13 protein-coding genes are annotated in these 12,749 nt (G+C 72.8%); 4 read left to right on the top strand and 9 right to left on the bottom strand.

Going from position 1 to position 12,749, the window contains the following annotated elements; translation table 11 throughout:
- The first annotated feature begins 15 nt into the window (after positions 1-15).
- Positions 16-384 (top strand): hypothetical protein, encoded by a 369-nt coding sequence (locus tag I4I81_RS18090; protein ID WP_218601953.1) that lies wholly within the window; start codon positions 16-18, stop codon positions 382-384.
- Between the two features lie 3 nt (positions 385-387).
- On the opposite strand, the gene I4I81_RS18085 is transcribed toward I4I81_RS18090, so the two are convergent.
- Positions 388-1,557, bottom strand: a complete 1,170-nt coding sequence (locus I4I81_RS18085; protein ID WP_218601952.1) for a thiolase family protein — start codon at positions 1,555-1,557, stop codon at positions 388-390.
- A 235-nt stretch (positions 1,558-1,792) separates the two neighbouring features.
- Here I4I81_RS18085 and I4I81_RS18080 point away from each other — a divergent pair, with 235 nt between their 5' ends.
- Positions 1,793-3,043 (top strand): TMEM165/GDT1 family protein, encoded by a 1,251-nt coding sequence (locus I4I81_RS18080; protein ID WP_226363439.1) that lies wholly within the window; start codon positions 1,793-1,795, stop codon positions 3,041-3,043.
- Positions 3,044-3,091: 48 nt separating this feature from the next.
- On the opposite strand, the gene I4I81_RS18075 is transcribed toward I4I81_RS18080, so the two are convergent.
- Both I4I81_RS18075 and sfnG read right to left on the bottom strand, forming a co-directional pair.
- Positions 3,092-4,324, bottom strand: coding sequence for an acyl-CoA dehydrogenase family protein (locus I4I81_RS18075; RefSeq protein ID WP_218601950.1), 1,233 nt, complete (start codon positions 4,322-4,324; stop codon positions 3,092-3,094).
- Between the two features lie 122 nt (positions 4,325-4,446).
- On the bottom strand, positions 4,447-5,574 hold the full coding sequence (gene sfnG / locus I4I81_RS18070; protein WP_218601949.1) for a dimethylsulfone monooxygenase SfnG: 1,128 nt from the start codon (positions 5,572-5,574) through the stop codon (positions 4,447-4,449).
- 270 nt (positions 5,575-5,844) lie between these two features.
- On the opposite strand from sfnG, the gene I4I81_RS18065 reads away from it, so the two are divergent.
- Positions 5,845-6,639: a DUF1684 domain-containing protein gene (locus tag I4I81_RS18065; RefSeq protein WP_218601948.1), complete on the top strand. Its 795-nt coding sequence runs from the start codon at positions 5,845-5,847 to the stop codon at positions 6,637-6,639.
- Here the strand turns inward: I4I81_RS18065 and I4I81_RS18060 are convergent.
- The 3 genes from I4I81_RS18060 to I4I81_RS18050 all read right to left on the bottom strand — a co-directional run bounded on the left by I4I81_RS18060 (position 6,636) and on the right by I4I81_RS18050 (position 8,426).
- A complete protein-coding gene (locus tag I4I81_RS18060; protein WP_218601947.1) occupies positions 6,636-7,016 on the bottom strand; it encodes a hypothetical protein in 381 nt (126 codons plus the stop codon). The genes I4I81_RS18065 and I4I81_RS18060 overlap by 4 nt on opposite strands.
- Positions 7,013-7,912, bottom strand: coding sequence for a ParA family protein (locus tag I4I81_RS18055; protein WP_218601946.1), 900 nt, complete (start codon positions 7,910-7,912; stop codon positions 7,013-7,015). Before I4I81_RS18055 ends, I4I81_RS18060 begins: the two co-directional genes overlap by 4 nt.
- Positions 7,913-8,225: 313 nt before the next feature.
- Complete coding sequence (locus I4I81_RS18050; protein ID WP_218601962.1) at positions 8,226-8,426, bottom strand: hypothetical protein; 201 nt, start codon at positions 8,424-8,426, stop codon at positions 8,226-8,228.
- A 251-nt stretch (positions 8,427-8,677) separates the two neighbouring features.
- On the opposite strand from I4I81_RS18050, the gene I4I81_RS18045 reads away from it, so the two are divergent.
- Positions 8,678-9,466 carry a TIGR03084 family metal-binding protein gene (locus I4I81_RS18045; protein WP_218601945.1) on the top strand — a complete coding sequence of 263 codons (789 nt, stop codon included), beginning with the start codon at positions 8,678-8,680 and terminating at the stop codon, positions 9,464-9,466.
- A 136-nt stretch (positions 9,467-9,602) separates the two neighbouring features.
- Here the strand turns inward: I4I81_RS18045 and I4I81_RS18040 are convergent, their stop codons facing one another.
- The 3 genes from I4I81_RS18040 to I4I81_RS18030 are packed head-to-tail and all read right to left on the bottom strand — an operon-like array spanning position 9,603 to position 12,636.
- Positions 9,603-11,141, bottom strand: coding sequence for a tripartite tricarboxylate transporter permease (locus I4I81_RS18040; protein WP_218601944.1), 1,539 nt, complete (start codon positions 11,139-11,141; stop codon positions 9,603-9,605).
- Entirely contained in the window at positions 11,141-11,650 is a 510-nt protein-coding gene (locus I4I81_RS18035; protein ID WP_218601943.1) for a tripartite tricarboxylate transporter TctB family protein, read from the bottom strand. The genes I4I81_RS18040 and I4I81_RS18035 overlap by 1 nt, the downstream gene beginning before the upstream one ends.
- A complete protein-coding gene (locus I4I81_RS18030) occupies positions 11,647-12,636 on the bottom strand; it encodes a Bug family tripartite tricarboxylate transporter substrate binding protein (RefSeq protein WP_218601942.1) in 990 nt (329 codons plus the stop codon). Before I4I81_RS18030 ends, I4I81_RS18035 begins: the two co-directional genes overlap by 4 nt.
- Between the last annotated feature and the right edge of the window lie 113 nt (positions 12,637-12,749).

Genomic DNA, 12,749 nt, shown 5'->3' with positions numbered 1-12,749 from the left:
GCTACCTTGACGCGCATGGAGGGCGACCCGGTCCGGACCGCGCTGGAGATCGACGTCACCGCGGCCGCGGCGGCGGTGCAGGTGGCCGCCGTCGGGGAGGCGGGCCGCCAGGCCGACGCCCTGCTCGGCGCCTGGCCCGCACCGGGCAGCGTCGAGTGGCACGCCGAGGAGGGCACCGACGCCCCGCGGCGGCGCGAGCGCGCCTGGCAGCTCCTGCAGCTGCGGATCGGACTGGGCGCGGGCCTCGACCCGCTGCCGACGGTGCTCGGCCTGCGGCGCCACGGCGCCACCTGGGAGGAGATCGCCACCGCGGCCGGGACCACCCGCCAGGCCGCCCACGAGCGGTGGGCGGGCCCGGTCCGGGAGATCCTCGAGCCCCGGTGACGGTCAGCGCAGCAGCTCGACGATCGTGGCGTTGGCGGTGCCGCCGCCCTCGCACATCGTCTGCAGGCCGTAGCGGATGTCCTTGTCGCGCATGTGGTGCACCAGCCGCGTCATCAGGACGGTGCCGGACGCCCCGAGCGGGTGCCCGACCGCGATCGCGCCGCCGAGCGGGTTGAGCCGGTCGGGGTCGGCGTCGAACTCGGCCTGCCACGCCATCGGGACCGGGGCGAAGGCCTCGTTGACCTCGAACGCGCCGATGTCGGAGACCGACAGCCCGGTGCGCTTGAGGACCTTCGCGGTGGCCGGGATCGGACCGGTCAGCATCTTGAGCGGATCGGCCCCGGCGACCGCGCCGCCGTGGTAGCGGGCGATCGGGGTGAGCCCCAGCTCGGCCGCGCGCTCGGCGGACATGATCAGCACAGCCGACGCGCCGTCGGAGATCTGCGAGCTGTTGCCCGCGTGGATCACACCGTCCTCGCGGAAGACCGGCTTGAGCTTCGCGAGGGTGTCGGCCGTGGTGCCGCGGCGCAGTCCCTCGTCGGCGACGAGGTCGGGCGCGCCGGGGACCGCGGCGAGCTGGCCGTCGAACGCCCCGGCGTCGATCGCCGCGGCGGCGAGCTCGTGCGAGCGCGCCGAGTACTCGTCGAGCTGCCGGCGCGAGAAGCCCCACGCGGCGGCGATGCGCTCCGCGCCGATGCCCTGGTTGAAGTCCTCGCCGGGGAACTCGCCGCTGGTGAGGTCGGCGGCGTAGCGCTCGCGGACCAGCGGGCCGTAGGGGCGGCCGAGGTCGCGGCCCGATCCGAGCGGCACCCGCGTCATCGACTCGACGCCACCGGCCACCACGACGTCGTACTGCCCGGCCATGACCATCCCGGCCGCGAAGTCGAACGACGACTGGCTCGACCCGCACGCCCGGTTGATCGTGACGCCCGGCACGGACTCCGGCCAGCCCGCCGCGAGCACGCCGTAGCGCCCGATCTGCGCCGCCTGGTCGCCGACCTGGTTGACACAGCCCCACACGACGTCGTCGACGACCTCCGGGTCGAGGCCCGTGCGCTGCGCGAGCGCGCGGAGCACCACCGCGGACAGGTCGACCGGGTGGACCTCGGCGAGCGAGCCCTTCCGCCTGCCGATGGGGGTGCGGACCGCGTCGACGATGACGGCTTCGGGCATGTGATCTCCTCCACGGGTCTTCCACCGGGACGACCGGACACCCGGAGCGTATGCTGGCGGACGCGAAGGGGAGTAGCTCCCAACGTCGCGGTCGACATACTGGCGCTCCGCCTCCAGCGGGCTCCCGGCCGCACGGCCTGCACCACCAGGCGAGCGAGACCTTCGATCCGGTTACGTCATCCGGGTCGGAGTGGTCCGCCACCTCGATCCGGTCCGAGATCGAGGGATGTGTCCCGTGGACGGGTTCTTGCTCGCGTGCGCCGTCAGCGCCGCCGTCGTGTTCGTCGCGGAGCTGGGTGACAAGTCGCAGCTCATGGCTCTGGCCTTCGCCACCCGCTACCGCGCGTGGACGGTGATCGTCGGTATCACCGTCGCCACCTCGGTGGTGCACCTGCTCTCCGTCGCCGTCGGTCACGGCCTCGGCGCCGCCCTGCCGACGGGCTGGATCTCGCTGATCGCGGCGGTCATGTTCCTCGGGTTCGGCGCGTGGACACTGCGCGGCGACTCGCTCAGCGACTCCGAGCAGGCGAAGGCCGCACGGGTCGGGGGGTCGGCGCTGCTCGCCGTCACCGTCGCGTTCTTCCTCGCCGAGCTGGGCGACAAGACGATGCTCGCCACGATCACGCTGGCCACGCAGTACGGCTGGGCCGGGGTGTGGGTGGGTTCGACGATCGGCATGGTGGCGGCCGACGCGCTGGCGATCGTCGTCGGGCGCCAGCTGGGCAAGCGGCTTCCCGAGCGCACCATCGCGATCGGGGCCGCGGTCCTGTTCGTCGTGTTCGGGCTGGGGCTCGCCGCGGAGGCGGTCGCGGAGCTCACGCAGGTGCCGGTCTGGAGTGCCGTCGCCGCCGTGCTCGACCACCACGCCGCGGGCTGGATCGCGCTCGGGATCGGACTGGCCGCGGTGCTGCTCGGGGCGTGGGGGCGCCACCTCGCGCAGGTGCCGGGGCGGCGGCCCTCGGCCGGTGCGGCGGCCGGCTGGGCCCGCGGGCTCTTCGCCGTGGCGACGGTGCTCGGGCTGGCCGCCCCGCTGCTCGTCGGCACCGACGTCCTCGACCCGATCGCCCTGTTCGACGACCCCGGGCTCGTCGTGATCGGGGCCGGTCTGGCCCTCCTCGGGGTCTCCCTGCTCCTGGCCGCACAGGCCCAGGTGGTGCAGGCGCAGATCGCCGCCGCGCGGAGCGGCGACCGGGTGCTCGCCACCGGTGGCCTGCGCCGCTGGGTGCGCCACCCCGGTCTGACCGGGACGGTGCTCGCGATGTCCGGCACGCTCGTGATGGTGCCGACGGTGCTGGGCGTCCTGGCCGCGGTGCTGCTCGTCGTCGCGGTGCAGGTGCAGGTCCGGGCGGTGCGGGAGCCGGCGTTGGCCCGCCTGCACGGCGAGACCTACACCGACTACGCCGCCCGCACCGGCCGGTTCCTGCCGCGCGTCACCCCCGTCGAGCACCCGGGGCTGCCGCACCGCGAGCACATGCGGGTGGGCTAGCTCGTGCGCGGAAACGCTCGCTCCGGCAGGCGTTTCCGCGCACGGGGGTCAGGAGTACCAGGTGGGCTCGGGCAGCTCGTCGCGCAGCAGGAACGCCCCCACCTCGCGGCGCTTGTACGCCACCGGGTCGTGCAGGGAGTGGGTGCGCACGTCGCGCCAGAACCGGTCGAAGCCCAGCGCCGCCGCGGTGGCCCGGGCCCCGAGCCCCTCGAAGATGCCGCTGGTGATCTCCAGCGCGACGTCGGTGGCCCGCGCCTTCACCGCCGCAACCCGAACCTCGTGCTCGCCGCGCTGCTGCTCGGTGACCTCCCACGCGTCGTGGTGGATCGCCAGGCCCTCCTGCGCCACCTGGTCGGCCAGCGCCTCGACGGCCCACAGCTTGGAGGCGTAGTCGCCGTAGAGGTCGAGCTGGTAAGGCTCGTCGACGGCCCGTTCCTGCCCGCCGTGCAGCCACGGGCGGGTCTGCGTGCGGGTGTACTCCAGCCCGGACTCCAGCGCGCCCCGGGCGATGCCCAGGTAGAAGCTGACGAACACCAACTGGATGGTCGGCACGTTGAGCGTGTTGTAGACCCGTGGCTGGAACGCCTTGTCGACGAACCCGGCCGCCGCCTCCCACGGCACGGCGACGTCGGTGATCGTGACGCTGCCGCTCTCGGTGAGGCGCTGGCCGATGTTGTCCCAGTCGTCGTGGAAGACGATGCCCGGCTGGTCGCTCGGCACGATCGCGAAGACGTGGGTGTCGGTGCCCTCCAGCACGCCCTCGAGCACGGTGACGTCGGAAACCCTGCTGCCGGTGGAGAACGTCTTCCGTCCGTTGTAGACGATCTGCGTGCCCTCGTCGCGGATCTGCACGTCGGAGTCGCGCGGGTTGACCGCGCCGCCGAAGAACCACCTGTTGCGGGTGGCGTCGGACTCGACGGCGGCGATCTGCTCCCTCGTGCCGACGAGCCGCGCGGCCCAGAACCACAGGTAGTGGTAGCCGAGCAGCTGGCCGATGGAGCCGTCGCCGGCCGCGACCTCGCGGACGACCCGGTAGGCCAGCGGCCACTCCTGACCGCCGCCGCCGTCGGCGACGGGGCCGAGGAGGGTGACGAGCCCGGAGGCCTTGAGCAGGGCGACCTCGGTGTACGGGGTCTCGGCCGCCCGGTCGCGGGCGGCGGCGTCGGACGCGAGGATCTCGCGCACCTCACGGGCGCGGGCGAGCCAGGCGTCGGCGGAGTCGGGGGTCGGCTGCGACGCCCAGTCGGGCGCTGCGGTGGGACGGGTCTCGAGCGTGGTCATGGGGTGTACCTCTCGCTGGTGTCGGAACGACGGACCGGAACGGGGTCACCGACACGCGGTGGACACCGACCGGAGCAGATCGATGTGCCGCCGGCGCGTGAGGAGCTTGGGGTACACGGAGGTCAGACCAGTGCGGGCGTGCCGCGCTCGGCGAGCTCGGCCTCTTTCTCGCGGATGATCGGCAGCACGTGCGTGCCGAAGTGCTCGACCTCCTCCTGGAAGTGCAGGTAGCCGAGCAGCATGAGGTTCGCCCCGCGGCGCTTGTACTCGACGATCCGGTCGGCGATCTGCTCCGGGGTGCCGATGAGCTGGGTGCGGAAGCCGTCGTTGTACTGGACGAGGTCCTCGAACGACGAGTCCGCCCACATGCCCTGCTTGTTCCCGGTGGACGCCCCGGCCTGCTGCACGGCGTCGCGGAAGCCCTCGACGGCCGGCTTGTTGGCCTTCGCGATGATCTCGCGCAGCGTCTCGCGGGCCTCCTTCTCGGTGTCGCGGGCGATCATGAAGCCGTTGAGCCCGAACTTCGGCGGCGTGGTGCGGCCCGCGTCCGTCGCGTGCCCGAGGACCTCGGTGACCTGCTCGGTGAAGCCCTCGTAGTCCTTGCCGTTGGAGAAGTACCAGTCGGAGACCCGGCCGCCGTTGCGCCGCGCGGCGGAGGAGTTGCCGCCCTGGAAGATCTCCGGGTGCGCGCGGCCCGGGACGTCGAAGGGCTTGGGCTTGAGGTCGAAGTCGTGGATCCGGTAGAAGTCGCCGCGGAACTCGGCGCTGTCGCTGGTCCAGATCTCGCGCAGGACGCGGATGAACTCCTCGGTGCGGCGGTAGCGCTCGTCGTGCTCGAGCCACGGCTCGCCGAGCGCGGTGAACTCGGCCTTGAGCCAACCGCTGACGACGTTGACCGCGATGCGCCCCTTCGACAGGTGGTCGGCGGTGGCGACCCACTTGGAGAGCACACCCGGCTGCCAGAGCCCCGGGTGCACCGCGGCGATGACCTTGAGGCGCTCGGTGGCGAGCAGCAGCGCGAGGGAGAAGCTCGTCGACTCGTGCTGGTGGTCGGCCCCGTAGCTGGCCATGTAGCGGACCTGCGAGAGCGCGTACTCGAAGCCGCTGTTCTCGGCGGTCCGGGCGAGCTTCTTGTTGTAGTCGTAGCCCCAGTCGGTGCGCTGCTCGATGGTGCTGGTGACCAGACCGCCGCTGACGTTCGGCACCCAGTAGGCGAATTTCAGGGGCGTGTGGAGCGATTCTTCGGACATACGGGAGCCGTTTCTGGGATAAGGGGCGGGAAATGATCGGACAAACGCGCCGGGATGCGCTGAAGCGCGATGACCTGCAGCGATCCGCCGTCAGCGACAGGCGGAAGAGGCGACGCGGAGCAGGTCGACATGGCGTCGACAACAGGACTCGCGCGCAAACATGATTTCCACCCTGCGTGGTCCGCGCGACGGTGTCAACCCCGAGCGGTATCGGCCACATTTCTCGGCGCGATCCGGCATGAACGCGCGCGCGGACGCGTTACACCGGTCATGACCACGACCCTGGACCTGCACGCCGCGTGGGACGCCTGGCACGCCGAGCGCGAGGAACAACTCCGCGAACCGCACGGCTGGCTCAGCCTGACCGCGCTGCACTGGCTCACCGCCGAGCCCTCGACGGTCGACGGCCTGCCCGGCCTCTGGAGCGCCACTGCGGACGGCGTCGTGATCACCGCGGCCGTCGCCGACGGCCTCGCGGTGCGCGGGGTGCGGGGGGCGCGCCCGGTCGACGGGACCGTGACGCTGCACCCGGTGGACGGCCTGCCCGGCTCGCTCGTGGAGGTGGGGGAGAAGGTGATCGAGATCGCGCGGCGCACCGACGAGCACGCGCTGCGGGTGCGCGACCCGCAGGCGTCGACGCGCATCGGGTTCACCGGGGTGCCGACGTTCGACGTCGACGAGCGCTGGGTCGTCGACGGCACGTACGAGCCCTACGCGGAGCCCGAGCCGATCACCGTCGACGCGGTGGTGGACGGGCTGCGGCACCATCTCACCGCTGTCGGCGTGGTCCGCTTCGTCCTCGGCGGGGAGGAGCACACCCTGGTCGCGATGCCGGGCAAGCAGGGCGGGTTGTCGCTGCACTTCCGCGACGCCACGAACGGCGTCTCGACCTACCCGGGCGGGCGTTCGGTGCAGGTGCCGGACCCGGTCGACGGGCGCGTGCGCGTCGACCTGAACCGGCTGGTGAACCTGCCGTGCGCGTTCACCGATTTCGCCACCTGCCCGCTGCCGCCGGCCGGCAACGTGCTGCCGGTGGCGGTGGAGGCGGGGGAGAAGCGGCCCTAGGCCCAGGCCCCGCCGGACAGCGCCGCGGAACGGGCCCGGAAGCCCACCGTGCCCTCGACGATGCCGTGCACCAGCTCGGCCCGGTTGCGCCCGGCGGTCGACACCGTCGGGCCGAGTGCGCGGGCCAGTTCGCGCAGCACCGGCACCGTGAAGCGCCGGTCGGCCAGGTGCTCGGTGATCTCCGTGCGGGAGTGCATCCCGCGGATCGCGTCGACGTCGCACCCGAGGTCCACGACGGGTGCGGGGCGGCGCGTGCGCGTCGGCGGCGCGCACGGCGTGTACACGAGTCGCCCACGCCCCTCGGCGAGGTCGCGCAGCTGGTCGGGGGACAGGTCGTTGAGCGCCCGGGCGATCGCGAGGCTCGCGAGGTCGCTCACGCCGCCATACCCTCGGTGCCGTCGATCTGGGCCGCGACCTCGGAGACCAGCTCGCGCAGCTCACGGGTGAGCGCGCGGCCGGTGCCGCCGAGGATGACCGGCACGCCGTACTCCGGCGCGGGTCCGTAGACGGCCTTGCTGTCGCGGATCGTGGTGGTCAGCGGAGCGACGCCCCCGGCCTCGATCCGGCTCATCACCGCGCGCTGCGCCTCGATCGGCCGGTCGTCGTGCAGCTGCACCATCGTGAACACGACCGACGCCGGCGGGCGGGTGATCGGGTCGAGGGCACGCGCGTTGTACTCGTCGACGAACTCGCGGATCTTGAGCCCGAGCGAGTCGATGCCGTTCGTCGACAGATAGTCGGGCTTCGTGGGGATCAGGAGCAGGTCGCTCGCGGCCACCGCGTTGCGGGCGATGAGGCCGAAGTTCGGCGCGCAGTCGATCAGTGCGACGTCGTACTCGGCGAACGCCGGGTGCTCCAGCCCCTCCCGCAGCCTGCTGTGCAGGTCGAGGAAGCGCTCCGGGGCCGACATCAGCTGGGCGGCCAGCATCGTGTCGACGTCGGACAGGTCCCGGTGCGCGGCGATGAGGTCGAGCCGGCCGGGCGAGCGACCCAGCTTCTCCCGCACGCGGCGCGGGGTCGACACCAGCTCGTCGGGGCTCCGCAGGGCGGTGCCGTCGTCGAGGCCGTCGAACCAGTGCTTGATGGTCCGGGCGGGTAGCAGTTGCTCGGCCCATTCCGGTGGCGTGAAGAACGAGACCGTCAGGCTGGCCTGCGAGTCGAGGTCCAGCAAGAGGACCTTCCTGCCTCGCGCGGCGAGTCCGGCACCGAGGTTGGCGGTGAGCGTCGTCTTGCCCACGCCGCCCTTGTGATTGATGATCGAGACGACCTGCACGGCTCTCCTCCCACAGTGACGCGGCGCAACCATGCCATACGCCCTGTGCACACCCTTCTCAGGGTTCGCGGCTCCCGCACCACCCGTTCGACGGTCGTTCCGGGCGGTTCGACGTCGGTGCGTTCCGACCTGATACCCGTGGTGGGGCCGCGTGTCCCGGGTGGGTGGTACGTCACACCCGGACCTCTCACGGCCGGCGTCGACGGTCCCGTCGGCGGCCGCGCGGTCGGGGTGGTGCGCGGTGGCCGGTACGACCCGTGCGACGAACGACGCGGCGGCCGGTCCGACCCGGACCGGCCGCCGCGTCGGGCACTCAGGACAGCAGGGTCGTGAAGATCTCGAGCAGGTCGGCGTCGGTGTCGGCGACGACACCGTCGAGGTACTCCGCGACCGGGGTGAGCTCGGCGGCCTGGGCGGCGCCGCCCAGGCCGAGGAGCAGTGCGGGGACGGCGACGACGCCGACGGCGACGCGGGTGGCGATGGTGCGACGGCGGGAGCTGGGGAGCTTGGACATCGGTGGTGCCTCTCTCGAGTTCCGTTCGATCGACCGAAAGTGATCGACAGGGGAGACCCTCACGGGTGCCCGGATCGCCCCGCAAGAGCACCGGACGGTTGGTAACACCCATTTGCCCGCCAGGTCACACCCCCGGATGCAGTAATTGGACGATCCGCATGTCAGCGCCTGCTTACCCAAGTGGTGTCGACTCCACCGCAGGTCACCGCCGCGACATGTGCCCGAAACCCCCGCTCTCCTAGAGTTCGGCCATGGCACCCGACATGCACCGCCTCGCCGACGACCTGGCCGCCGAGACCGCCGTCCTGCGGGCGCTGCTCGCCCCGCTCGACGACGCCGGCTGGGACGCCCCGACGCCGGCCGAGGGCTGGGCCGTGCGCGACCAGGTGAGTCACCTCGCGCACTTCGACGCGGCCGCGGTGCAGTCGGCCACCGAGCCCGACGCGTTCCGGGCCGCGCTCGCGGAGCTGACGGGCTCCGGCATCGACCCGGACGCGATCGCCGCGGGGTACCGGGGCCTCGAGCCGTCCGCGCTCATCGCGTGGTTCGACGACGCGCGGGAGCGGCTGGTCGCGGTGTTCCGGGACCTCGACCCCGGCGTCCGGGTGCCCTGGTACGGGCCGCCGATGAGCGCCGCTTCCTCGTTGACGGCGCGGATCATGGAGACCTGGGCGCACGGGCAGGACGTCGCCGACACCGTCGGGGTCACGCGCGAGCCGACGGGGCGGCTGCGCCACGTCGCCCACATCGGGGTGCGCGCGCTGCCCTTCAGCTACCTGCTGCGCGACCGCCCCGTCCCCGAGGTGCCGGTGCGTGTCGAGCTCACGGCGCCGTCCGGGCAGACGTGGGAGTGGGGCCCGGAGGACGCCGCCGACCGCGTCACCGGCCCGGCCCTGGACTTCTGCCTGCTCGTCACCCAGCGCCGCCACCGCGACGACACGGCCCTGCGGATCACGGGCCCGGTCGCGACGGAGTGGCTGACGATCGCCCAGGCCTTCGCCGGGGTCCCGGGCGGGGGCCGCAAGCCCCTCACGACCTGACCCGGCGAGTTCGCCACCCCCACCCGACGAGTGTGCCGACGGCGCACGCCGAGTTGGCCGTCCCCGCACGTGCGGGGACGGCCAACTCAATGTGCGTATGCGGCAAACTCGCCGGGGGGTTTCGGCAAACTCGCCGTCAGCGGTCCGCCGGCTCCTGCTGCTGTTGCTCGTCCTGCACCGCGGGCGGGGTGCGTCGGCTCGCGAGGACCTTGCGGATCGCGGGCAGCAGGAGCAGCACCGCGATCACCAGGTACACGATGACCGACAGCGGGGTCGAGACCAGCGTGCCCCAGTCACCATCGGCGATCTGCAGGGCGCGGCGCAGCTGCAGCTCCGCGTCCGGCCCGAGGATGACGCCGATGATCGCCGGCAGCACCGGCAGGCCGTAGCGGCGCATGAGGAACCCGATGCAGCCGATCACCAGGAGCACGATCAGGTCGACGGGCTGGCCGCTCACCGCGTACGCCCCGACGCAGGCGAAGAACAGGATGCCGGCGTAGAGGTAGGGCCGCGGGATCTGCAGCAGCTTGGCCCAGACCGGCGCGAGCGGCAGGTTGAGCACCAGCAGCAGCACCAGGCCGATGAACAGGCTCGCGATGAGCGTCCAGACCAGGTCGGGCTCGTTGACGAACAGCAGCGGGCCCGGCTGGATGCCGAACTGCTGGAACGCCGCGAGCATGACGGCCGCGATCGCGGTGGTCGGCAGGCCGAGGGTCAGCATCGTGGACAGCGTGCCCGCACTCGACGCGCTGGCCGCCGCCTCCGGGCCCGCGACGCCCTCGATCGCGCCCTTCCCGAACAGCTCGGGCCGCCTGGACAGCTTCCGCTCGGTCACGTACGACATGAACGTCGACATCTCCGCGCCGCCCGCCGGGATCGAGCCGAACGTGAACCCGATGAACGGGCCGCGCAGCCACGGCTTCCACGTGTGCCGCAGGTCCTCGCGGGAGAGCCACGGGCGGCCGACCGGGATGACCTCGTCCTTCTTGCGGCGCAGGTGCGCGGCCACCCACAGCGCCTCGCCGACCGCGAACAGCCCGACCGCGACGATGATCACGTCGATACCGTCGGCGAGCTGTGGCACGCCGAACGTCAGCCGCGGCTGCCCGGAGATCGGGTCGAGCCCGACCAGCCCGATCGTCAGGCCGATGGCCAGCGCGGCGAACCCGCGGACCCGCGAGGTGCCCAGCACCGCGGTGACCGCGACGAAGGCCAGCACCATGATCGCGAAGTAGTCGGGCGCGCCGATGTCGACGGCCACCGAGGCGACGAGCGGGGCCAGCAGCACGATGCCGACCGCCCCGACGATCCCGCCGATGAAGTGCCCGATCGCGGCCGCGGCGAGCGCCTGCGCCCCGCGACCCTGCCTCGCCATCGGGTTGCCCTCGATCGCCGCGATCACCGACGCGGACTCGCCGGGGGTGTTGAGCAGGATCGAGGTCGTGGAGCCGCCGAACATGGCCCCGAAGTAGATGCCGGCGAACAGGATGAACGCGCCGGTCGGGTCGAAGGCGTAGGTGACGGGCAGCAGCAACGCGACCGCCATGGCCGGACCGATGCCCGGGAGCACGCCGATCGCGGTGCCCAGGAGCACGCCGATCGCGGCGAAGAGCAGGTTGCCCGGCGTCAGGGCGGCGGAGAAGCCGCCCATCAACGAGTTCAGTGAATCGAGCATCAGCCGAACACCCCCATCAGCGGCCCGCCGGGCAGGTCGACGCCGAGCAGGGCGTCGAACACGATCCAGGTGACGAGCGAGACCCCCGCCGCGATCAGCGGATCGCGGGGGACCGAGCGCGAGCCGAGCGCGTAGGTCGCGCCCCAGAACAGACCCATGCCGGCCAGTGGCCAGCCGAGGATCGGGATCAGCGCGGCGGTCGCGACGAGCACGCCCGCGAGCAGCAGCACGGTGCGCTTGTCGGCGGGCGCCGTCAGGTCGACGTCCTCGCCGCCCTCCGCCTCGCCGTGCCCTCCGGAGAGCACGTCGCGGGCGAGCAGCACGGCCAGGACCACCAGCAGCGCGCCGACGAGCAGCGGCAGGGCGTGCGGCCCGAGCGGGTCGGAGCTCGTGGAGGCCTCGGAGCCGAGCAGGCTGTCGACGACGACCACCAGCCCGACCAGGCCGAGCAGCACGGAGACGCCCAGCTCGGAGCGCTCGCGGAGCCAGTCCTTCGTCAAGACCGTCATGACACCAGCCCCAGTTCCCGCAGCACGCCGGCCACGCGGTCGTTCTCGGCCGCGAGGAACGCGCCGAAGTCGTCGCCGACCAGGAACGCGTCGTCCCAGCCGTTGGTCGCCAGCGCCTCGTCCCACTCCGGCGTGCCGTGCAGGGCGGTGAAGGCGTCGACCAGCTCGGCGCGTGCGGCGTCGTCGAGCCCGGGAGGGGCGACGATCCCGCGCCAGTTCGTGAACTCGACGTCGACGCCCGACTCGGTCAGCGTCGGCGCGTCGAGGCCCGGCGCGCGCTCCGCCGAGGTGACGGCGAGGACCCGCAGCTCGCCCGCGGCGACCTGCTCGGCGAACTCGCCGAGCCCGGACACCCCGAACGCCACCTTGTCGCCCAGCACCGCGGCGAGCAGCTCGCCGCCGCCGTCGTAGGAGACGTAGTTGACCGCGCTCGGCTCCAGCCCGACGGCCTGGGCCATGAGCATCGGGGCGAGGTGGTCGGGGCCGCCGGGGGAGGACCCGCCGCCGACGGGCACCGCGCCCGGGTCCGCCGTCCACGCCGCGACGAGCTGGTCGATCGAGGTGTACGGCGAGTCCTTGCCGACGACGACGATCTCGCTCTCCTGCGTCAGCCGGGCGATCGGCGTGACGTCGGCGAGGGTGGCGGGCGAGGAGTTGGTGAACACCGCGCCGACGACGCCGAGCCCCATCGACATGACGAGCCGGTCGTTGCCGCTCTCGTTGACGGTGCGCCCGAGGCCGACGGTGCCGCCCGCGCCGGGGAGGTTGAACACCTCCACCGCGCCGGACGTGCCGGAGTCCTCCATCGCGCGGGCCGCGGTGCGGGCGGTGATGTCGTAGCCGCCGCCGGGCGCGTTCGGGACGAGCACCCGCAGCCCGCGCAGCTGGGTGCCGTCACCGCCGCCCGCGGCCGTGCCGATCAGGGGTGGCACCAGCAGCACCACGGCGATGGCCGCGAGTACTCCCAGCAGGGTCCGGGGGCGCATGTCCGTTCCTCTCCGTCGAGGTGTGGTCCGCGTCATCGTGCGTGGCGTCACGCCCGGTGTCTCGCTTCGCGACGCAACGGTCGTTGTGGTCGTTTCGGTCACGCGCGTGCCAG

The organism is Pseudonocardia abyssalis (assembly GCF_019263705.2).
Classification (GTDB): Bacteria; Actinomycetota; Actinomycetes; order Mycobacteriales; family Pseudonocardiaceae; genus Pseudonocardia; species Pseudonocardia abyssalis.
The sequence above is the reverse complement of the archived record's forward strand: the minus strand, read 5'-3'. Positions and strand labels throughout refer to the sequence as shown.

Excerpts from the sequence above, each read along its gene's own strand:
- I4I81_RS18090 (WP_218601953.1), top strand. The coding sequence starts at position 16 with ATGGAGGGCGACCCGGTCCGGACCGCGCTGGAGATCGACGTCACCGCG.
- I4I81_RS18085 (WP_218601952.1), bottom strand. The coding sequence starts at position 1,557 with ATGCCCGAAGCCGTCATCGTCGACGCGGTCCGCACCCCCATCGGCAGG.
- I4I81_RS18075 (WP_218601950.1), bottom strand. The coding sequence starts at position 4,324 with ATGACCACGCTCGAGACCCGTCCCACCGCAGCGCCCGACTGGGCGTCG.
- sfnG (WP_218601949.1), bottom strand. The coding sequence starts at position 5,574 with ATGTCCGAAGAATCGCTCCACACGCCCCTGAAATTCGCCTACTGGGTG.
- I4I81_RS18065 (WP_218601948.1), top strand. The coding sequence starts at position 5,845 with ATGACCACGACCCTGGACCTGCACGCCGCGTGGGACGCCTGGCACGCC.
- I4I81_RS18050 (WP_218601962.1), bottom strand. The coding sequence starts at position 8,426 with ATGTCCAAGCTCCCCAGCTCCCGCCGTCGCACCATCGCCACCCGCGTC.
- I4I81_RS18045 (WP_218601945.1), top strand. The coding sequence starts at position 8,678 with ATGGCACCCGACATGCACCGCCTCGCCGACGACCTGGCCGCCGAGACC.
- I4I81_RS18040 (WP_218601944.1), bottom strand. The coding sequence starts at position 11,141 with ATGCTCGATTCACTGAACTCGTTGATGGGCGGCTTCTCCGCCGCCCTG.
- I4I81_RS18035 (WP_218601943.1), bottom strand. The coding sequence starts at position 11,650 with ATGACGGTCTTGACGAAGGACTGGCTCCGCGAGCGCTCCGAGCTGGGC.
- I4I81_RS18030 (WP_218601942.1), bottom strand. The coding sequence starts at position 12,636 with ATGCGCCCCCGGACCCTGCTGGGAGTACTCGCGGCCATCGCCGTGGTG.